At 74.0% G+C, this 20,380-nt stretch carries 16 protein-coding genes; 7 read left to right on the plus strand and 9 right to left on the minus strand.

The window, feature by feature from the left end:
* The first annotated feature begins 39 nt into the window (after positions 1-39).
* Positions 40-2,613, plus strand: a complete 2,574-nt coding sequence (locus FMM08_RS06260; RefSeq protein WP_147925496.1) for a transglycosylase domain-containing protein — start codon at positions 40-42, stop codon at positions 2,611-2,613.
* A 191-nt stretch (positions 2,614-2,804) separates the two neighbouring features.
* Here FMM08_RS06260 and pepN read toward each other — a convergent pair whose 3' ends face one another.
* Positions 2,805-5,444, minus strand: coding sequence for an aminopeptidase N (gene pepN, locus FMM08_RS06265; protein ID WP_147925671.1), 2,640 nt, complete (start codon positions 5,442-5,444; stop codon positions 2,805-2,807).
* Positions 5,445-5,565: 121 nt separating this feature from the next.
* Here pepN and FMM08_RS06270 point away from each other — a divergent pair, with 121 nt between their 5' ends.
* From FMM08_RS06270 to FMM08_RS06285, 4 genes are all read left to right on the plus strand, one after another.
* Positions 5,566-6,210, plus strand: a complete 645-nt coding sequence (locus FMM08_RS06270; RefSeq protein ID WP_147925497.1) for a mycothiol-dependent nitroreductase Rv2466c family protein — start codon at positions 5,566-5,568, stop codon at positions 6,208-6,210.
* Positions 6,211-6,302: 92 nt separating this feature from the next.
* The gene (locus tag FMM08_RS06275) at positions 6,303-6,776 is read left to right on the plus strand and encodes a ribose-5-phosphate isomerase (RefSeq protein WP_147925498.1); all 474 of its coding nucleotides are present in this window, start codon (positions 6,303-6,305) and stop codon (positions 6,774-6,776) included.
* A gap of 72 nt (positions 6,777-6,848) precedes the next feature.
* On the plus strand, positions 6,849-7,814 hold the full coding sequence (locus FMM08_RS06280; protein ID WP_147925499.1) for an Fpg/Nei family DNA glycosylase: 966 nt from the start codon (positions 6,849-6,851) through the stop codon (positions 7,812-7,814).
* Positions 7,815-8,044: 230 nt separating this feature from the next.
* Positions 8,045-9,178, plus strand: a complete 1,134-nt coding sequence (locus FMM08_RS06285; protein WP_147925500.1) for a PP2C family protein-serine/threonine phosphatase — start codon at positions 8,045-8,047, stop codon at positions 9,176-9,178.
* Between the two features lie 18 nt (positions 9,179-9,196).
* Here FMM08_RS06285 and FMM08_RS06290 read toward each other — a convergent pair whose 3' ends face one another.
* Positions 9,197-10,486: an MFS transporter gene (locus FMM08_RS06290; protein WP_147925501.1), complete on the minus strand. Its 1,290-nt coding sequence runs from the start codon at positions 10,484-10,486 to the stop codon at positions 9,197-9,199.
* 89 nt (positions 10,487-10,575) lie between these two features.
* Here FMM08_RS06290 and FMM08_RS06295 point away from each other — a divergent pair, with 89 nt between their 5' ends.
* The gene (locus tag FMM08_RS06295) at positions 10,576-11,631 is read left to right on the plus strand and encodes an NAD(P)-dependent alcohol dehydrogenase (RefSeq protein ID WP_147925502.1); all 1,056 of its coding nucleotides are present in this window, start codon (positions 10,576-10,578) and stop codon (positions 11,629-11,631) included.
* Between the two features lie 52 nt (positions 11,632-11,683).
* Here FMM08_RS06295 and FMM08_RS06300 read toward each other — a convergent pair whose 3' ends face one another.
* From FMM08_RS06300 to acs, 7 genes are all read right to left on the minus strand, one after another.
* On the minus strand, positions 11,684-13,321 hold the full coding sequence (locus tag FMM08_RS06300; RefSeq protein ID WP_187279586.1) for an FAD-dependent oxidoreductase: 1,638 nt from the start codon (positions 13,319-13,321) through the stop codon (positions 11,684-11,686).
* Between the two features lie 63 nt (positions 13,322-13,384).
* Positions 13,385-14,161: an amino acid ABC transporter ATP-binding protein gene (locus FMM08_RS06305; protein WP_147925504.1), complete on the minus strand. Its 777-nt coding sequence runs from the start codon at positions 14,159-14,161 to the stop codon at positions 13,385-13,387.
* Positions 14,162-14,166: 5 nt separating this feature from the next.
* Entirely contained in the window at positions 14,167-14,826 is a 660-nt protein-coding gene (locus FMM08_RS06310; protein ID WP_147925672.1) for an amino acid ABC transporter permease, read from the minus strand.
* Between the two features lie 10 nt (positions 14,827-14,836).
* Complete coding sequence (locus FMM08_RS06315; RefSeq protein WP_147925505.1) at positions 14,837-15,655, minus strand: amino acid ABC transporter substrate-binding protein; 819 nt, start codon at positions 15,653-15,655, stop codon at positions 14,837-14,839.
* A gap of 98 nt (positions 15,656-15,753) precedes the next feature.
* Positions 15,754-16,281 (minus strand): CoA-binding protein, encoded by a 528-nt coding sequence (locus FMM08_RS06320; RefSeq protein WP_147925506.1) that lies wholly within the window; start codon positions 16,279-16,281, stop codon positions 15,754-15,756.
* Positions 16,282-16,285: 4 nt separating this feature from the next.
* The gene (locus tag FMM08_RS06325; protein ID WP_147925507.1) at positions 16,286-17,704 is read right to left on the minus strand and encodes an O-acetylhomoserine aminocarboxypropyltransferase/cysteine synthase family protein; all 1,419 of its coding nucleotides are present in this window, start codon (positions 17,702-17,704) and stop codon (positions 16,286-16,288) included.
* Positions 17,705-17,735: 31 nt separating this feature from the next.
* Positions 17,736-19,850 carry an acetate--CoA ligase gene (acs, locus tag FMM08_RS06330; RefSeq protein WP_147925508.1) on the minus strand — a complete coding sequence of 705 codons (2,115 nt, stop codon included), beginning with the start codon at positions 19,848-19,850 and terminating at the stop codon, positions 17,736-17,738.
* Positions 19,851-19,914: 64 nt separating this feature from the next.
* On the opposite strand from acs, the gene FMM08_RS06335 reads away from it, so the two are divergent.
* On the plus strand, positions 19,915-20,379 hold the full coding sequence (locus FMM08_RS06335) for a hypothetical protein (protein ID WP_222710475.1): 465 nt from the start codon (positions 19,915-19,917) through the stop codon (positions 20,377-20,379).
* The last annotated feature ends 1 nt before the right edge of the window (position 20,380 follow it).

Raw genomic sequence — 20,380 nt, forward strand, 5'->3', positions numbered from 1 at the left:
CCCAGTGAGCGCTCGGCCGCCCTTCCTAGCCTGCGCCGCATGCCGCTACGCACCTCAGGCTCCCGAGCCCGGCGCGGTGGGGCGAGCGGCCGGCAGCGGCGGCGCGGCACCCCGGCGGGGCGCGCCACCAGGCTGCTGGCGGGCTTCCTCGCCGTCAGCACCGGCGCCGGCGCGCTCGTGGCGGGCCTCGCCGCGCCCGCCGTCATCGCTGCGGGCAGGACCAGCAACGACGTCGTGGCGTCCCTCGACGCCCTGCCCGCCTCGCTCGAGCAGCCGACGCTCAGCCAGCAGTCGCGCATCCTCTACGCCGACGGCACGCCGATGGCCACCTTCTACTACGAGAACCGCATCTCGGTGCCCCTGGCCCAGGTCGCGCCCGTGATGCAGAAGGCGCTCGTCGACATCGAGGACAGCAGGTTCTACGAGCACGGCGGGGTCGACCCGCGCGGCGTGGTCCGCGCGCTCGTCACCGACCTGGGCGGTGGTGACGAGCAGGGCGCGTCCACCCTCACCCAGCAGTGGATCAAGAACCTCGAGGTGGAGCAGGCGCTGGCCGCACTGCCGCCGAACGCCACCGCGGAGCAGCGGGCGGAGGTCTTCGACCAGGTCACCGTCAGGTCCGGGCTCGACGGGGTCCTGCGCAAGGTGCGCGAGATGCGCCTGGCGATCGCCGCGGAGAAGAAGTACTCCAAGCAGCAGATCCTCGAGGACTACCTCAACATCGCGAACTTCGGCGGCGGCCAGTACGGCATCGAGGCCGCCAGCGAGCACTGGTTCGACGCGCCCGCCTCCCAGCTCGACCTGCCGCAGGCGGCGCTGATGGCGGGCGTCGTGCAGAACCCCACCGGCGACGACCCGGTGCTCCACCCGCAGGCCGCGCAAGCGCGCCGGGACACGGTGCTGGACCGCATGCTGCAGCTGGGCGACATCACCCAGGCCCAGCACGACGCCGCCGTCGCCGTCCCGATCGCCGCGATGCTCCACGTGCAGCCGACCCCCGACGGGTGCGCGCAGGCCGGCTCGGCGGCGTACTTCTGCGACGACGTGGTGGGCCAGTTCCTCGACGACGACGCCTTCGGCGGCACCAGGGACGACCGCCTCGCTGAGCTCTACCGCGGTGGACTGACCATCACCACCACGCTCGACCCGCACGCGCAGCAGGCGGCGGCGCAGGAGGTCGAGACCGCCGTCCCCGCCGGCGACTCCACCGTGCGCAACAACAAGATCGTGAACGGTCAGGTGGTGCAGCTCCCCGGGACGTCCGGCGTCGGAGCCGCCATCGTGTCCGTGCAGCCGGGCACCGGAAAGATCATCGCGATGGCCCAGAACCGGACCTACAGCACGGCCGACGACGCACCGCCCACGGACACCTCGATCAACTACAGCACCGATTCCAGCGACGGTGGCTCCGGAGGCTTCCAGCCGGGCTCGAACTTCAAGCCGTTCGTGCTGGCGACCTGGCTCGCGGCCGGCCACTCGCTGTACGACACGGTCGACGGGACGCCGCGCGCCTTCCCGAACAGCAGCTGGCAGTACGGCAGCTGCGAGCCCGCCGGCACGCAGTACACGGGCAAGCCCTGGGCCCCCAAGAACGCCGGCGACGGCGAGGGGACCTCGTCGATGACGGTGCTGCACGCCACTGCTGACTCCGTCAACACCGGCTACGCGGCCATGGAGGACCAGCTGCCGCTGTGCGACGTCGCCGCCACCGCGCAGGCCCTCGGCATGCACAAGGCCCAGCCCGACAAGAACAACCCGACCGGGAAGAAGAGCACCGACCTCACGGTCACGCCGTCCATGACGCTCGGCATCGACAGCGTCTCGCCGCTCACCGTGGCCAGCGCGTACGCGGCGTTCGCCGCCGAGGGGAAGTACTGCACCCCGACGGCCATCGCCTCCATCACCGGGCCCGACGGCAAGGCGCTGCCGGTACCGGCCTCCACGTGCACGCAGGCGATCCCCCAGGACGTCGCCGACGGCGTCACGTACGCCCTCCAGCGCGTGCTCACGCAGGGGACGGCGGCCGGCGACGGCCTCGCCGGCGGGCGCGAGGCCGCCGGCAAGACGGGGACGACGAACAACTCGGTGGCCGCGTGGTTCACCGGGTACACCCCGCAGCTGTCGACGGCGGTGTGGATCGGCGTGCCGAGCGGGAGCATGTCCGTCAACGGCGCGGTGATCGCCGGGCACCGGTACCCGCAGATGTACGGCGGGACGCTCGCCGCGCCGATGTGGCGGGCGTACACGGACCAGGCCCTGGCGGGGCAGCCCCAGCAGGACTTCACGGCGCCCCCGCAGAGCGTCATCGGAACTCCGCCCGCACCTCCGGCGCCTTCCGCGTCGGCGGCGGGACCCAGCCAGACCGGCGGGGGAGACGGGTCTGGCACTGCACAGACGCCGGGTGCCGACCAGAGCGGGCAGGACGCTCCCGGTGGCCAGACCGGTGGCCAGACCGGTGGCCAGACCGGTGGCCAGGCCGGTGGCGGTACCGCTCAGCAGGGAGGTGCCGACAAGGCCGCCGGCGGTGGTCAGCCCGCCGGAGACCAGCGCGCCGGTGGGGCCGGAGCCGCGGGCGACCAGCCCGCACCCGGCGGCGACGCAACCCAGGGCTGACCTCCGACCCCACAGTCCGCACTTTCCGCGGCACGTGCGATAACGCCCCCTCTCTTGTCGCACGTGCCGCGGAAAGTGCGACAAGGGGGTTCTCCTTCTCGCACTTTCCGCGGAAAGTGCGAGGAGGAGGACGAACGGCAGGGCCCTTCCTCGCGGGTGCGAGGAAGGGCCCTGCCGTTCGTCCTGCGCCGTCAGCGCAGGAGGTCGCGCTCCTGGGCTCGCAGGGCGCGGGCCACGCCGTCGCGCTGCTCGCTGACGAGGCGCTTGAGCGCCGGCAGGTCCGACGGGGCCTGCGCGAGCCACGCGTCGGTCCGCTCGAGCAGCGCCGGGGAGGCGAGCAGCACCGGGTAGAGCCCGGTCACCACCTGCTGGGCGATCTCGTTGGTCCGCATCCGCCAGGTGCCCTCGATCGAGGCGAAGTACGGCTCGACGAACGGCTCCAGCAGCGCGGCGTCGTGCACACGGGCGAAACCGCCGATGACGGCGGCGCGCTCGGCGTTGGCCAGCCCCGGCTCCGCGGAGGAGGCCACCAGCTGGGACCACGCCGCCTGCTTGGCGGCCGGGTCCGGGATCGCGGCCCGCGCACCGGCGGCGGCGAGGCGACCGGAGGCGGTGTCGTCGCGGGCGAGCTCCGCCGCGATCTCCGCCTCCCCGGCGCGCCCCTCGACGACGAGCGCGGTGAGCAGCTCCCAGCGCAGGTCGGTGTCCACCGACAGGCCCTCCAGCGGGGCGTCGCCGGACAGCCAGCCGGCCACGGCGTCGAGCTGGGCGGGCGTGCGCGCCCAGCCGGCGGCCGCGGTGGCCAGCTGCAGCTGCGCGTCGCTGCCGGGCTCGGCGGCCAGCGCCAGGTCCATCAGCGAGGCGGCCACGCCCGCCACGACGTCGTCGCGGTGGCCGGGCGCGGTGTAGAGCCGCGTCGCGGAGGTCAGCTGCTGCAGCAGCGTGCGCAGCACCGACGACGTCGCCGGGGTGGACTCCACGGCGGCGTTGTCGAGGACCAGGTCCACGAAGTCGCGCGCGGCCATCTCGGCGTCACGGGCCATGTCCCACGCCGCCGACCACACGAGCGTGCGCGGCAGCGCGTCCTCGATGGCCGAGAGGTGCTCCACGGCCGTGGCCAGCGACGACGGGTCGAGGCGGATCTTCGCGTAGGCGAGGTCGTCGTCGTTGAGGAGCAGCAGGTCCGGAGCGTCCCTCCCGGACAGCGAGCCGAGCTGTGAGGCGATGTCGGTGCGCTCGCCGTCGACGTCGACCTCCACCCGGCCCGTGCGGACCAGGCGCGGCGCAGCGCCAGCGGCCGGTGCGTCGCCCGCGTCGTCGTCGTCCTCGCCGGCCGTGCGGCCGCCCGGCACGTGGAGGTCGTAGAAGCCCACCGCGAGGCGGTGGGGGCGCTGCACCGGGTGCTCGGGCGGGGTGGTCTGGGTGACCACGAGGGACGTGATGGAGCCGTCCTCGGCGGTGTGCACCTCGGGCTTGAGCGTGGTCACGCCGGCCTTCTCCAGCCACACGCTCGACCAGGAGGCCAGGTCGCGGCCCGAGGTCGCCTCGAGCTCGCGCAGCAGGTCGGCGAGGGTGGCGTTGGAGAAGGAGTGCGCGCGCAGGTAGCGCCGCACGCCCTCGAAGAACGCGTCTCGGCCCACGTAGGTGACCAGCTGCTTGAGCACGCTGGCGCCCTTGGCGTAGGTGATGCCGTCGAAGTTCACCTCCACCGCCTCGAGGTCGACCATGTCGGCCACGATCGGGTGGGTGGAGGGCAGCTGGTCCTGGCGGTAGGCCCAGGCCTTCTCCATGGAGGCGAACGTGGTCCACGCGTCGGTCCAGCGGGTGGCCTCGGCGGTGGCCAGCGTGGAGGCGTACTCCGCGAAGCTCTCGTTGAGCCACAGGTCGTCCCACCAGCGCATGGTGACGAGGTCGCCGAACCACATGTGCGCGAGCTCGTGGAGGATCGTCACCGCGCGCCGCTCGACCACGGCCTCGGTGGGCTTGGACCTGAAGACGTACCGCTCCAGGAACGTCACCGCGCCGGCGTTCTCCATGGCGCCGGCGTTGAACTCCGGCACGAAGAGCTGGTCGTACTTGGGGAACGGGTAGGGGATCTCGAACAGGCCCTCGTAGAAGGCGAAGCCCGCGCGGGTGATGTCCATGATCTCGCCGGCGTCGAGGTGCTCGGCGAGGCTCCTGCGGCAGAACACGCCCAGCGGCACGGTGCGGCCGTCGCTGCTGGTCAGCTCGCCGCGCTCGACGTGGTACGGCCCGGCGACGACGGCGGTGACGTAGCTGGAGAGCACCGGCGTGGGGGCGAAGCGCCAGGTGGCGCTGCCCGCGGCCGGACCGGGGGAGGGCTCCGGGGTGGGGGAGACCGACACCACGGTCCAGTGGTCGGGAGCGGTGACCGTGAAGGTGAACACCGCCTTGAGGTCGGGCTGCTCGAACACCGCGAACACGCGGCGCGAGTCGGCGACCTCGAACTGCGAGTACAGGTAGACCTCGCCGTCGACCGGGTCGACGAACCGGTGCAGGCCCTCGCCGGTGTTCATGTAGGCGCAGTCGGCGACGACGACGACCTCGTTCTCCGCTGCGAGCCCGTGCAGCTGCACGCGCACGCCGTCGGCGACCTCGTGGGCGTCGAGGGCCTCGCCGTTCAGCACGAGCTCGTGCACGTGGGGGGCGACCAGGTCGAGGAACGTCGAGGCGCCCTCGCGCGCGCTGAACCGCACGGTGGTGCGCGACCGGAAGGTCGTGGGCCCGGTGGTCAGGTCCAGCTCGACGTCGTAGGAGCTGACGTCGACGAGCGCGGCGCGCTCGGCGGCCTCCGCCCGGGAGAGGTTCATGCCCTGCTGGTGGTCCGCCGGCTGCCCGGCGCCGTCTTCGTGGTGGCTGGTCCGCACCCCTGTGATGCTGCCACGCAGGGGGGCCGGGCAGAGGAGCCGGGCCAGTGGTGTTATCGGTGGCATGACTGACGCAGCGCAGAGCGCCTCGAAGAGCCCCGTCGACTTCTGGTTCGACCCCATCTGCCCGTGGGCGTGGATGACGTCCCGCTGGATCCTCGAGGCCGCGAAGGTCCGCGACATCGACGTCACCTTCCGGGTGATGAGCCTGGCGGTGCTCAACGACGGGCGCGACCTGCCCGAGGAGTACGCCGAGATGATGAAGAAGGCGTGGGGCCCGGTGCGCGTGGTGACCGCCGCGAAGGAGCTGCACGGCCAGGAGGTCGTCGAGCCGCTCTACACGGCCATCGGCACCCGCATCCACCCCGGCGGCGAGAAGGACTTCCACGCCGCGGTGGTCGGCGGGCTCGCCGACGCGGGCCTGCCGGCGGACCTCGTCCGCTTCGCTGACAGCACCGAGTACGACGACGCCCTCAAGGCCTCGCACCACGAGGCGATCAGCCGCGTCGGGGACGACGTCGGCACCCCGGTCATCGGGGTGGCCGGGAAGGACGGCGAGCAGGGTCCGGCGTTCTTCGGCCCCGTCATCACCCCCGCCCCCAAGGGCGAGGAGGCCGGGAGGCTGTGGGACGGCGTCACCGCCGTGGCCGCCTACCCGGGCTTCTACGAGCTGAAGCGCACCCGCGCCCAGGGGCCGGTCTTCGACTGACCCGCCCTTCCCGACCCTGGTCATGGGCGGTCGGCCACCTCGCCCGAGTGGCCGATCGCCCATGATCACACGGGAGTGGGAGGATCGGCGCCGTGCGCGTCCACATCGCCAGCGACCACGCCGCCTTCGAGCTCAAGCAGCACCTGGTGCAGCACCTGAGCGCCACGGAGCACGAGGTGGTCGACCACGGCCCAGCGGCCTACGACGCCCTCGACGACTACCCCGACTTCTGCATCCCCGCCGCTCTCGGCGTCCGCGCTGACGTCCGCGCCGGCGTTCCCGCGCTCGGCATCGTCCTGGGCGGCTCCGGCAACGGCGAGCAGCTGGCCGCCAACCGCGTCCCCGGCATCCGCGCGGCGCTCGCGTGGAGCCTCGAGACCGCGCAGCTGGCCCGCCAGCACAACGACGCGCACATCGTCAGCGTGGGCGCGCGCATGCACTCCCTCGAGGACGCCACCGCCATCGTCGACGCGTTCCTCGCCACGCCCTTCAGCGGCGACGAGCGCCACCAGCGCCGCCTCGACCTCATGACCGCCTGGGAGGCCGAGCACCTCACGGAGCGCTGACCGGGCGCTGACCGGGCGCTGACCCGGCGCTGATCGCGCGCGATCGGTCCGAGGGGGGCAGGCTCTCTCCTCGTGCCTGAAGGTCACACCCTCCACCGCCTCGCCCGGTCCGTGCGCGACGCCTTCGGCGGACGCGTCGTCGAGGCGAGCAGCCCGCAGGGCCGCTTCGCCGACGGCGCCGCCCTGCTCGACGGCCACCGCGTGGTGCGCTCCGACGCCGTCGGCAAGCACCTCCTCGTGGGGTTCTCACCGGCCGCGGCCAGCGCCCGCCGGGAGCCGCAGCGATGGCTGCACGTGCACCTGGGCCTCTACGGCAAGGTCTTCTTCGGCGCTGCTGACGCTGGTGTCGACGCTGCGGTCGACCGCGGAGAGCGGGACGACGGCGAGCGCGGCGGCGCGGTCGCCGGGCCTCCGGCCCCCGTCGGCCAGGTGCGGCTGAGGCTCGTCACGCTCGACGCCGCCGAGGGCGCCGGCCCGCTGCGCTGGGCCGACCTGCGCGGCCCGACGGCCTGCCAGGTCATGGTGCGCCCGGAGGTCGACGCGCTCCGCGCTCGGCTCGGCCCGGACCCGCTGCGCGCCGACGACGGCCCCGAGCGCTTCGTGGAGCGGGCCGGGCGCTCGCGGGTGACCGTCGGCGCGCTGCTCATGCACCAGGACGTGCTGGCCGGCGTGGGCAACATCTACCGCGCCGAGGCGCTGTTCCGGGCGGGTGTCGACCCCTTCGCGGCCGGGCGCGACGTCGAGCCGGAGCGGCTGGAGGGCGTCTACGAGGACCTGCGGGTGCTCATGCGCGCCGGCGTGCGGTCCGGCCGGATCGTCACCACGCGCCCCGTCGACCGCGGGAAGCGCGACGACGAGGTGGACGGCACGCCCGTGCGCCGCGGCCAGGCCGGCGCCCACTACGTCTACCGGCGCACGGGCCTGCCGTGCCGGCTGTGCTCCACGCCGGTGTCGACCACCGTGGTGGAGGGCCGCAACCTCTTCTGGTGCCCGTCGTGCCAGGCGCCCGGCACGCAGGTCTCGCCCTTCGAGGCCTGACCCTCGGACCCGTCCGCGCCCTTCGGCCGCGCCCTTCGGCCGCGCCCTTCGGCCGAGCCCCTCGGTCGGCAGCCCCCGGCCCCGCGACGATCATGCACCTCCGCGCCACCTCCTGCCGTGGTCGTCGCGGTGGGGGAGGGCTCCGGCGAGCGGGGGACGCGGGTGGGGGACGCGCCCGGGAGTCGGCGAACGCCGCAGGGGCGTCGTGCGCCCCTACTAGGGTCGGTGGGATGCGCCTGCGCCTCCACCGCGCCGCGCGCTGGTTGGACCGGCGCCGCCGACGTCTGACCCGCCGACTGGCCGCGCGCTTCCGACCCCGCACGATGCCGCGCCAGGCGTGGCTGCTGCTGTGGCTGACCGCGCTCGCCGTCGTCGTCGCCGTCACCGGCGCCCTCGCGCCGCAGTGGGCCCCGACCAGCGCCATGGTGTTCGTGCTGCTCCTGGGCGGGTTCTTCCTGCGGATGCGCACGATGGTGCTGCTGTACCTCGTGGCGGCCGCGGGGGCCGCGCTGACCGTGTCGGTGCCCGGGGAGGGCGGCCTGAGCACCCGCCCGGGAGACCTGGTGCTGCTCGCCGCGACCGCCGTGCTCGTGGCGATCTTCGTGCGCAGCCGCGAGCGCCTGGGCGTGCAGGGCACCCTGGGCGACACGATGCTCGTGGACCTGCGTGACAGGCTGCGCAGCCAGGGGCGGGTCCCGCCGCTGCCGCCCCAGTGGCACGTCGAGACGGAGCTGCGGCCGGCGTTCGGCGACGCGTTCAGCGGCGACTTCGTGGTGGCCACGCGCACCCCGGGCGAGCAGGGGGACCTGCTCGAGGTGGTGCTGGTGGACGTCTCCGGCAAGGGCCAGGGGGCGGGCACGCGCGCCCTGCTGCTGTCGGGGGCGTTCGGCGGGCTGCTGGGCGCGATGCCGGTGGAGGGCTTCCTGCCCGCCGCCAACGCCTACCTGCTCCGGCAGGACTGGCCGGAGGGCTTCGCCACGGCCGTGCACCTGGCGGTCGACCTCGGCACGGGGCGCTTCCGCGTGGGCTGCGCGGGACACCCGCCGCCGGGCACGGGCGGTGCCGGTGAGCCGTGGCGCCTCCTCGACGACGACGGCGGCCCGGCGCTCGGGCTGGTGCCCGACGTCGACTTCCCCGCGGTCCACGGGCAGCTGCTGCCGGGGCAGGCGCTGTACCTGTGCACGGACGGGATGGTGGAGCTGCCGGGGGAGGACCTGTCGGTGGGCACCGAGACGCTGCTGCGCCTGGCCGCGGAGGCCGGCCGGTCCGGGTGGCGCGAGGGCGCCGCGGTGCGCCTGGTGGACGCCGCGGCGGTGGAGGAGTCCGACGACAGGGCGCTCGTCCTGGTGTGGCGCAGCGCCTGAGCGCTTGAGACGTCGTCCTCAGGCTGTCTCTGGCGCGGACGGTGGGGACGGCGGGGACGACGACGGTGGGGGCAGCAGCGAGCGCGTGCGGGCCAGCAGGCCCGTGAGCAGCAGCGCCACGAGCGCCGCCCCGCCCGCGAGGAGCACCACCGAGCTCCACCCCCCTGCCGACCACGCAGCTCCCCCGGCCGTGCCGCCCAGGGACGACCCGACGTAGTAGGCGAACAGGTACGTGGACGCCGCCTGCGCGGTGGCGCGGCCGCCGGCGCCGGCGCGCGCCGCGACCCAGCCGCTGGCCACGCCGTGGGCGGCGAAGAACCCTGCGGTGAACACCGCCATCCCCGCCACCACGGCCCACAGCGGCGACGCGGCGGTGGCGGCCAGCCCGGCGCCCATCACGAGCACCGCCACCGGGACGACGACGCGACGGCCGAGCCCGTCCGCGAGCCGACCGCCCTGCGCCGAGGCGACCGACCCGAGCGCGTAGACGGTGAAGACCAGTCCTGCGGCGGCCGGCCCCAGAGAGTACGGGGACGCCTCCAGGCGGAAGCCGATGGCGTTCCAGACGGCCACGAAGGAGCCCATCAGCGCCAGCGACAGCCCGTACAGCCCCAGCAGAGCGGGATCGGTGACCACGCCGCGCGTGCGCCGCCCGAGCGCCCGCAGCCCCGCCGGTGCCGGGGTGAAGCGGCGCGAGCGCGGCAGCAGCCACCACACGAGCGCCGCGCAGACCAGGCCCAGCACGGCCACGCCCCCCTGCGCGGCCTTCCACCCGCCCAGCTCCGCCAGTCCCGACGACAGCAGCCGCCCGAGCATGCCGCCGATGGCGTTGCCGCCGACGTACAGGCCCGTGGCGCGGCCCGCGGCCAGCGGGTGCACCTCCTCGCGCAGGTAGGCGACGGCGACGGCGGGCAGTCCCGCCAGCGCCAGCCCCTGCACGGCGCGCAGCACCACCAGCCAGTCCCACGTGGGCGCCAGCACCGCCACCAGCCCCAGGGCGCTGGAGGCCACCAGCGAGGCGTGCACGAGGCGCGTCCGCCCGAACCGCTCCGAGAGCGGGCCGGCCACGAGCAGGCCCACCGCCAGCGAGGCCGTGGTGGCCGAGACCGCGAGGGTGGCGGCCGCCGGCGTCTGGGAGAAGTCCGACGCCAGCAGGGGCAGCAGCGGCTGCGGGGCGTAGAGCAGCGCGAACACCGCCACCCCGGCGAGGAACAGCGCCCACGAGGCCCGGCGGAGCCCGTCCGATCCGGGGAGGTACCCCCCGTCGTCGTCGTCCGGTGCAGAGCCGGCGCCGGGGACGGGGGTCACGGCACCACGCTAGGGACCCGTCGTGCACGACCGCGGAGGCGCCCTCAGGATGGACGGGTACCCACCTTCACGACTGACGGAGGAGATCCGTGCCCACCACCGTGCACGCCCGCAGCACCGCCGGCCCCGGCGAGCCGTTCGAGGCGACCACCATCGAGCGCCGCGACCTCGGCCCGAAGGACGTCCTCATCGACATCGCCTACGCGGGCATCTGCCACTCCGACATCCACACCGGCCGCGGCGAGTGGGGCGAGACGCTCTTCCCGCTGACCCCCGGTCACGAGATCGCCGGGACCGTCGCCGAGGTCGGCTCCGAGGTCACCAAGCACGCCGTGGGCGACCGCGTGGGCGTTGGCTGCATGGTCGACTCCTGCCGCGAGTGCTCCGAGTGCACCGCCGGCCGGGAGCAGAACTGCCAGAAGGGCAACGTCGGCACCTACAACGCCATCGGCAAGGACGGGCGCCCCACCGAGGGCGGCTACAGCGAGAAGATCGTCGTCGACGAGGGCTTCGTGCTGCGGATCCCCGAGGGCGTCGACCTCGACGTCGCCGCGCCGCTGCTGTGCGCCGGCATCACGCTGTACTCCCCGCTGAGCTTCTGGAAGGCCGGCCCGGGCAAGCAGGTCGCCATCGTGGGCATGGGCGGCCTGGGCCACATGGGCGTGAAGATCGCGCACGCCATGGGCGCCGAGGTCACCGTGCTCTCCCAGTCGCTGAAGAAGCAGGAGGACGGCCTGCGCCTCGGGGCCGACCACTACGTCGCCACTGGTGACGAGGGTGCGCTCGAGTCCCTCAGGGGCACGTTCGACCTCATCATCACGACGATCTCCGCCGACGTCGACATCAAGCCCTACATCGCGGCGCTCAAGCCCGAGGGCGTGCTGTGCACCGTCGGCCTGCCGAGCAAGCCGTTCCAGGTGCCCGCCGGCGCGCTCATCATGGGGCGCAAGAGCCTGGCCGGGTCGAACATCGGCTCCATCGCCGAGACCCAGGAGATGCTCGACTTCTGCGCCGAGCACCACATCGGCGCCGAGGTCGAGGTCATCAGCGGTGACCAGATCGACGAGGCGTGGGAGCGCGTCGTGAACTCCGACGTCCGCTACCGCTTCGTCATCGACACGAAGACGCTGGCGCCCTCCGCCTGAGATCCGCTCGGGAGGCCCATGATCACCGTGATCATGGGCCTCCCGAGCACTTTCAGGGGCGCAGGAGCTCCTCCTCCAGGCGGAGCACCTCCAGGTCGCGCCCCACGCCGGCCACCGCGGTGACGCGGCCGTGGGCGTCGCGGTAGCGGACCACGGCGTCACCGTCGGCCAACGAGCCGTCGACCTCCGCCGAGCCGCTGCCTTCACCGCCGGAGAGGTCCGGCACGTCGCCGGCGAGCCGGTACTGCCTGCTGAACTGCTTGGTCCAGAAGAACGCCGGCTCCGCCAGGCCCTCCTCCCCGCTGCGCCCGAGGACGGCCAGGGCGGCCGCTGCGCCCTGGCGCTGCGCCTGCGCCCAGTGCTCCACCCGACGACGACGGCCCGTGGTCGCGTCCGGCCAGGAGGCCACGTCACCGGCTGCCCACACGCCGGGGGCCGAGGTGCGTCCGCAGGCGTCGACGAGCACACCACCGCCCTGCTCGTCGTCGGCGAGCTCCAGGTCGGCGCTCTTCGCCAGGTCGAGGCGGGGGGCGACTCCGGTGCCGACCACGAGGAGGTCGGCGCGGCCGTCGGCCGGGGCGCGCGTGCCGTCCTCGAGCTCGAGCACCCCGTCGTTCCACCGGGCCGCACGACCGGTGACGAAGGCGACCCCCTCCGCCTCGTGCGCGGCACGGACCGCCCGGCCGACGTCCTCGCCCATCTGGCGGCGCAGCGGCACCTCGGAGGTGGCCACCACGGAGACGTCCACGCCCTTCTCGCGCAGCACCGCGGCGGCCTCCAGGCCGATGAACCCGGCGCCCAGCACGACCGCGCGCCGGGACCCGGGGGAGTCGCCGACGGCAGCGAGGAGGGCGTCGGCGTCGGCGAGGGTGCGCAGCACGTGCACCTCGTCGCGGCCGAAGCCCGGCAGGTCCGGACGCACCGGCTCCGAGCCGGGGGCGAGCACCAGTGCGTCGTAGCCCAGCACCGTCGTGGCACCGTCGGCCGCGCGCACGGTGAGGCGCTTCTGCGCGGTGTCGAGGACCGTGGCCTCGCTGCCCAGGCGCAGCTCGACGCCGTGCTCGGCGTACCAGTCCTCCGCGAGCAGCGGCAGGGCGTCCTTCGGCTTGGCCCCGGCCAGGTAGAACTTGCTCAGCTGGGTCCTGTCGACGGGCACGTGCGGCTCGGCGGAGACGAGCACCAGCTCGCCGTCGTAGCCCTCCCGGCGCAGCCGCTCCACCGCCGCGAACCCCGCGGCCCCACCCCCCACGACGACGACGCGGTGCAGCGCCCCGCTGGCTGCGCCCGTCGCGGCGTCCGGTCCGGGTGCGGGCTCCTCGGACGGACCGGTCACGCGGACGACGGCGTCCTCGCCCTGCCCGCTGACCTCGACGTCGTACCGCGTGAGCGGCTCGTAGGCCGGGGCCAGGAGCGCCTCGCCGGAGCGGAGGTCGAAGCAGGCGTGGTGGAACGGGCAGCGCACGAGGTTCCCCGTGCGCAGGCCCTTCGCCAGCGGCGCCCCGACGTGAGTGCACGTCCCGGAGAGGGCGGAGAGGCGGGTCTCGCCGTCGTCGTCGAGGTAGCGGGTGAGCAGCACCTGCTCGGCGTCGTCGCCGGTGCCGAGGGCACCGGCGAGCACGCCGTCGAGGGGGAGGTCGCCCAGGCGCACGCCGCGGGTGAGGTCGGGGGTCGTGTCGGTGTCTTCAGCCACGGCGATCACCTACCCCGGCGGAGCGCTCCTCAAGCGCGCACGACCGACCGCCCCGCCTCCGGCTCAGAGCGGGTCGAGCAGGCGCCGCAGGAAGCGGCGCGTGCGCTCCTCGCGCGGGTCGGCGATCACCTGCGCCGCCGGGCCGCGCTCGACCACCACGCCGCCGTCGAGGAAGAGCACCTGGTCGGCCACCTGCTGGGCGAAGCGGATCTCGTGGGTGACCACCACCATCGTGGTGCCGCCCTCGGCGAGGTCGCGCATGACCGCGAGCACCTCGCCCACCAGCTCCGGGTCGAGCGCGGAGGTCGGCTCGTCGAAGAGCACCACCTGCGGGCGGATCGCGAGCGCCCGGGCGATGCCCACGCGCTGCTGCTGCCCTCCCGACAGCTGCGAGGGCAGGGAGTCCTCGCGGCCCTTGAGGCCCACGCGCTCGAGCAGCACCAGCGCCTCCGCGCGGGCCTCCTCCCGCGGGCGGCCCTGGACGACGACGGGCCCCTCGAGGAGGTTCTCCAGGGCCGAGCGGTGGGGGAAGAGGTGGTGGGCCTGGAAGACCATGCCGCTCTGGGCCCGCAGCCGGGTCTCGGCGCGCAGGGCGGCGCGGCGTCCCTGCTGCGGCAGTGCGGCGAAGTCGACGGACACGTCACCGATGCGCACCAGGCCCGCTTCCGGGCGCTCGAGGGCGTTGAGGCAGCGCAGCACCGTCGTCTTGCCCGAGCCCGACGGGCCGATGAGCACGCTCACGGTGCCGGCCGGCACGGCGAGGTCGACGCCGCGCAGGACGCGGGTCTCGCCGAAGGACTTCACCAGGCCGGCGGCCTCCAGCAGGGGCTTCCCGTCCACCCCGGTCACGCGGTCACGTACCTGTTCAGCCGGCCTTCGAGCCGGTCCTGCACGGCCGACAGCACCACGCACACCACCCAGTAGTAGACGGCGGCCAGGCCGTACAGCGTGAAGAACTGGTAGGTGGGAGCGGCGATCTGCTGCGCCACCCGGAACATCTCGGTCACGAGGACCGTCGAGGCCAGCGAGGTGTCCTTCACCAGCGAGATGAGCGTGTTGCTCAGCGGGGGCACGGCCAGGCGGGCCGCCTGCGGCATGACGACCCTGCGCAGGGTCGTGCCGTAGCCCATGCCGACGGTGGCCGCGGCCTCCCACTGGCCCCGCGGCACCGAGAGGACGGCGCTGCGCACCACCTCGGCCGCGTAGCCGCCCACGTTCAGGCTGAACGCGATGATCGCGCTCGGCCAGGGGTCGATGGTCACGCCGAGCGAGGGAAGCGCGTAGAACACGATGAAGAGCTGCACCAGCAGCGGCGTGCCGCGGATGGCGGAGACGTACACCCTCCCCAGGCCCGAGACGAGCTTCACCGGCGAGAGCCGCATCAGGGCGACGACGACGGCGATGGCGAGCCCGAGCACGAAGGACAGCGCCGTCAGCGGGATGGTGCCCAGCACCAGCCCCTGCAGCAGCGGCCACGCCGACGTGCGCAGCAGCTCCCAGTCGATCACCGTGCGGTCACCGGGAGACGTCCTCGCCGAAGTACTTCTGCGAGATCTGGGCCAGCGTCCCGTCGGCCTCGAGCTCGGCGAGGGCCTCGTCGACCTTCGGCGTCAGCTCCGAGCCCTTGCCGAGGGCGAACGCCTGCTCGCTGGTGTCGTCGGTCTTGGCAGCGATCTTCACCGAGGTGTCGCCGGTGGTCTTGAGGTAGTCCAGGGCGGCGAGGTCGTCGTTGACGGTCGCGTCGACGCGCCCCTGCTTGAGCAGGGTGACCGCCTGGGTGAAGCCCTCCACCGCCTCGACCTCCGCTCCGGCGCCGGAGGCGACCTGCGCCCAGTTGCTCGTGGACGACTGCGCCGTGGTCTTGCCGGCCAGAGACTGAAGCGACGTGATGGAGGTGTCGTCAGCGCGGGTGATGATCGCGCCGGTGGACGTCGTGTACGGGGTGGAGAAGTCGTAGAGCGCCTGGCGCTCGGGGTTCACCGTGACCTGGTTGGCGATGACGTCGTAGCGGCCCGCCTCGAGGCCGGCGAAGATCGCGTCCCAGGTGACGTCGGTGAACTCGACCTGCATGCCCATCTTCTGGCCGACCGCGGTGATGACGTCGACGTCGTAGCCGGTGAGCTTCCCGCCGTCCTTCTGGTCGTGGTACGTGAACGGGGAGTAGGTGCCCTCGGAGGCCACGCGCAGCACCCCGCCGGTGCCGGAGGCCGAGCCCGAGGGCGCAGCGCTGGAGCTGCCGCCGACGATGCCGTCAGCGGGGGAGCCACCGCTGCAGGCGGACAGGGCCAGCGCGGCGGCGGCGGCGAGCAGGACGAAGGGGGAGCGGCGGAGCACGGGTGACCTCCGGGGTCGGGGGTGGAGCGAGGGCCCGGGGTCCCCGGGGCGGGGGCGGTGCGTCGCTGCTGAGCACCGCCCCCTGCTGCAACACCGGATCAGGCGCGGATCTGCCGCCGGCTGGAGATGACTCCGGTGTCGAAGCCCGCGAGGTGGAGGCCGCCGTGGAAGCGGGCGTGCTCGATCTTCACGCAGCGGTCCATGACCACCGAGACGCCGGCGGCCTCGGCGCGCCGGGCGACCTCCTCGTGCCACGAGCCCAGCTGCAGCCAGAGCACGGACGGTGAGGTGCCACCGCCCTTCGTCTCGCGCAGCTCGAGGACCTCGTCGAGCACGCTCGGCAGGTCGTCGTGGCGGCGGAAGACGTCCACCACGTCGGGCACCACGGGCAGGTCGGCCAGGGTCGGGTAGACCGGGTGGCCGAGGATCTCCTTCGCCCGCGGGTTGATGAAGCAGACGTCGTACGGGGAGCTGGAGAGCAGGTAGGTCGCCACGAAGAAGCTGGCCCGGGCCTGGTTCTCCGACGCGCCGACGATCGCGATGCTCTTCGCCTCGCGCAGCAGCGCGAGGCGCTCGGGGGCGGTCGGCCCCACCCAGGTGCGGGTGTTGTCCACGGTGAGCGTCATCGCGTCAGCCCTCCTTCACGGCGGCGGTCAGGGCCTGGTCGAGGTCCCAGAGGATGTCGTCGAGGTCTTCCAGCCCGACGGAGATGCGGACCAGCTCCGGCTTCACGCCGCCGGCCTCGAGCTGCTCGGCGCTCAGCTGCTGGTGCGTGGTCGACGCCGGGTGGATGACGAGGGTGCGGGTGTCGCCCACGTTGGCCAGGTGGGACGCGAGCTGCACCGACTCGATGAAGCGGCGCCCGGCCTCGCGGTCGCCCTCGACGCCGAAGGAGAACACCGAGCTCGGCCCCAGCGGCAGGTACTTCTTCGCCCGCTCGAAGTGCACGTGCGAGGGGAGCCCGGCCCAGTTGACCCACGCGACGCGGGGGTCGCGGTCGAGCCACTCGGCCACGCCGCGGGCGTTGCGCAGGTGCTCCTCCATCCGCGGGGCGAGGGTCTCGACGCCCTGCAGCAGCTGGAACGCCGACTGCGCGGACAGCGACGGGCCGGTGTCGCGCAGCTGCTCGGAGCGCAGCTTGGTGAGGAAGCCGTACTCGCCGAAGTTCTGCCACCAGCGGATGCCGTTGTAGCTGGGCACCGGCTCGGTCATCTGCGGGAAGCGGCCGCTGCCCCAGTCGAAGCGCCCGCTCTCGACGACCACACCGCCGAGGGTGGTGCCGTGGCCGCCGAGGAACTTGGTGGCGGAGTGGATGACGATGTCGGCGCCGTGCTCGATCGGGCGGACGAGGTAGGGCGGGGTGAGCGTCGCGTCGACGACCAGCGGCACCCCCGCGGCGTGAGCGACCTCGGCCAGCCCGGCCAGGTCGGCCACCTCGCCGGAGGGGTTGGCCACCACCTCGGTGTAGACGGCCTTGGTCCTGTCGGTGATGGCGGCGGCGTAGTCGGCGGGGTCGGTGCCGGCGACGAACGTCGTCTCGACGCCGAACCGGCGCAGCGTCACGTCGAGCAGCGTCACCGTGCCGCCGTACAGCTGTGAGCTCGCGACGACGTGGTCACCAGCTCCGGCGAGCGCGGCCAGGGTGATGAACTCCGCGCTCATGCCCGAGGCGGTGGCCACCGCGCCGATGCCGCCCTCGAGGGAGGCGATGCGCTCCTCGAACGCCGCGACCGTGGGGTTGGCCAGCCGGCTGTAGATGTTGCCGTACTTCTGCAGGCTGAAGAGGTTGGCGGCGTCGGCGGTGTCCTCGAACACGAACGACGTCGACTGGTAGATCGGGACGGCGCGGGCGCCGGTCGCCGAGTCGGGGGTGCCGCCGGCGTGAAGCGACCGGGTGCGGAAGCCCCACGTGCGCTCACCGCTGGGCCGCTGGGCGAGCGGGTCGGGGGAGACCGCACCGGGAACGGCCTGCGGGCTGGCGTCCTCGGTGCTGACCTGGCCGGCGGTCTCCGGGTCGACGGCGGCGCCGCCGGGGGTGTCCTGGCTCATGCGTCCATCCTCTCTCTGCGTCTCAGGGGGGTCAGCGGGCTGCGGTGCTGGTCGTCGTCCTGGCGCGGCGGGCTGCGATGCCGTCGCGGACGGCGTCGACGGCGCGCTCGTCGGACAGGGACGTCGTGTCGCCCGGTGCCCTGCCCTCGAGCAGGTCGCCGAGGATGCGCCGCATGATCTTGCCGCTGCGGGTCTTGGGGAGGTCGCGGACCACCACCACGTGCTTGGGCTTGGCCACCGGACCGATGACGGTCGCGACCTGCTGGCGCAGCGCGGCCTCCAGCGCGGGGTGCGCGTCGTCGTCGTCGAGCACCGACCGGCGAGAGGGGATGACGAAGGCCGCCACCGCCTGGCCGGTCAGCTCGTCGCCGACGCCCACCACGCCGGCCTCAGCGACGTCGGGGTGCGCCACCAGCGCCGACTCCACCTCGGTGGTCGACAGGCGGTGCCCGGAGACGTTGACGACGTCGTCCAGGCGCCCGAGCAGCCACAGGTAGCGGTCGGCGTCGTAGCGGGCGCCGTCGCCGGCGGCGTAGTAGCCCTGCACGGCGAACTGGCGCCAGTAGGCGTCGCGGTAGCGTTCGGGGTTCCCCCACACCGTGCGGGCCATCCCCGGCCACGGCCTGCGGACCACGAGCCAGCCGCCCTGGCTGGGCTGCACCTCGGCGCCGGTGTCGTCGACGACGGCGGCGTCCAGGCCCGGGAGCGGGCGGGTGGCCGACCCCGGCTTGAGGGTGGTCGCGCCCGGCAGCGGCGCCACGACGGTCGCGCCGGTCTCGGACTGCCACCACGTGTCGACGACGGGCGCGGTGCCGCCGCCCACGTTCTCGCGGAACCACATCCACACCTCGGGGTTGATGGGCTCCCCGACGCTGCCGAGCAGCTTGAGGCTCGACAGGTCGTACCGGGCGGGCACGTCGTCGCCCCACGTCATGCAGGCCCGGACCAGCGTCGGCGCGGTGTAGTACGTCGTCGCGCGGTACTTCTCGATGATCTCGAAGTGCCGGCCCGGGGCGGGGAAGTCGGGCACGCCCTCGTACATGACCTGCGTGACGCCGTTGAGCAGCGGCCCGTAGATGGCGAAGGAGTGCGCCGTCACCCAGGCGAGGTCGGCGGTGCACCAGTGGACGTCGGTCTCGGGGTGGGCGTCGAAGTGCGCCCAGTGCGCGTACCGCGCGTGCGTGAGGTAGCCGCCGGTGGTGTGCAGCAGGCCCTTCGGCCTACCGGTCGAGCCGGACGTGTAGATGATGAAGAGCGGGTGCTCCGCGGGGAAGGCCACGGCCTCGTGGGCGGTGTCCGCGGTGTCGACGACGTCGTGCCACCACACGTCACGGCCCTCGGTCCACGGGATGGGCTCTCCGGCGAAGGCCTCCTCGCCGGTGCGCCGCACCACGAGCACGTGCTCGACGTGGTCGAGCCCGGCGACCGCCTCGTCGACGGCGGCCTTCACGGGGACCGCCCTGCCGCGGCGGAACTGCCCGTCAGTGGCGACGACCACCTTCGCCGTCGTGTCCGCCACCCGGAAGCGCAGCGCCTCCGCCGAGAAGCCGCCGAAGACGAGGGAGTGCACCGCGCCGATGCGCGCGCACGCCAGCACCGTGATGAGCGTCTCGGGGATGACCGGCAGGTAGAGCACCACGCGGTCGCCCGGCTCCACGCCGAGCGCCGAGAGCGCGTTCGCGGCCCGGCTGACCTCGGCGAGCAGGTCGGCGTACGTGATCGTGCGGGTGTCCCCGCGCTCGCCCTCGAAGTGCGTGGCCACCCGGTCGCCGTGGCCCGCTGCCACGTGCCGGTCCAGGCAGTTCACCGCCGCGTTGAGGGTGCCGCCGTCGAACCACCGCGCCGACGGCACGGACAGCTCCGCCAGCGGGTCGGTGACGTCAGCCCCTTCGGCGAAGGTCGGCGGAGACCACTGCAGCACCGTGTTCCACGGCGTCTCCCAGTCCAGGTGCGCCGCCTGCTCCGCCCAGAAGCCCTCCGGGTCCTCCACGCCGCGCTGGCGCCACGCCTCGGCCGCGGCGGCGTCGAGGTTGGCCACCTGCGCGACGGCCTCGGGAGCGGGGAACGTGCGCTCCTCGGCGAGCAGGGTGGTGAGGGTGGCGCTCGAGGGCTGCGCTGACAGAGGAGCGGTGAGGGGGCGGGACATCGGGACGGGTCCTCCGGGTGGGGGTCGGGGGGCGGGAGAGGGGCCGGCGAGCCAGGGTGTCGGAGTGGAGACTGCCGGGCCGGTGCTGCTCGTGGGGGCCACGGCGCTGCACCTGGGGTTCCAGCTGGTGGTGACCGCGCTGGTCTACCCGGTCCTCCTGGCGAACGGGGCGGCGCACGACGACGGCGGCGACGGCCGGGCCCAGGACCGCTGGAGCCGGGCGCACGAGCTCCACCGGCGGCGGATCACGCCCGTGGTCGGCCTCGTGTACGGCCTGCTGGCGCTCGCCTGCGCTGCGGTGCTGGTCAGCGGGCTGCCCGCCGGGTGGCGCGGCGCAGCAGCGCTGGCGTCGGTGGCCGCGGTCGTCGTCGTCGTGGTGGTGACGGCGACGACGGCCGGCCCGGCCCACGGGCGGCTCGCCAGCAGCGGCCGGTCCGAGGCGCTGGTGCGCAGGCTGCGCCGCGCCGACGCCGTGCGGCTGGCGGGCGCCGCCGTCGCCGCGGTGGCGGCGGTGCTCGCGGCGGTGTGAC

It is taken from the genome of Quadrisphaera setariae (assembly GCF_008041935.1).
In the GTDB taxonomy this organism is placed as follows: Bacteria; Actinomycetota; Actinomycetes; order Actinomycetales; family Quadrisphaeraceae; genus Quadrisphaera; species Quadrisphaera setariae.

What these genes read in the sequence shown, in the direction of transcription:
- FMM08_RS06260 (WP_147925496.1), top strand. Translation starts at nt 40, where the DNA reads ATGCCGCTACGCACCTCAGGCTCCCGAGCCCGGCGCGGTGGGGCGAGC.
- pepN (WP_147925671.1), bottom strand. Translation starts at nt 5,444, where the DNA reads ATGAACCTCTCCCGGGCGGAGGCCGCCGAGCGCGCCGCGCTCGTCGAC.
- FMM08_RS06270 (WP_147925497.1), top strand. Translation starts at nt 5,566, where the DNA reads ATGACTGACGCAGCGCAGAGCGCCTCGAAGAGCCCCGTCGACTTCTGG.
- FMM08_RS06285 (WP_147925500.1), top strand. Translation starts at nt 8,045, where the DNA reads ATGCGCCTGCGCCTCCACCGCGCCGCGCGCTGGTTGGACCGGCGCCGC.
- FMM08_RS06320 (WP_147925506.1), bottom strand. Translation starts at nt 16,281, where the DNA reads ATGACGCTCACCGTGGACAACACCCGCACCTGGGTGGGGCCGACCGCC.
- FMM08_RS06325 (WP_147925507.1), bottom strand. Translation starts at nt 17,704, where the DNA reads ATGAGCCAGGACACCCCCGGCGGCGCCGCCGTCGACCCGGAGACCGCC.
- acs (WP_147925508.1), bottom strand. Translation starts at nt 19,850, where the DNA reads ATGTCCCGCCCCCTCACCGCTCCTCTGTCAGCGCAGCCCTCGAGCGCC.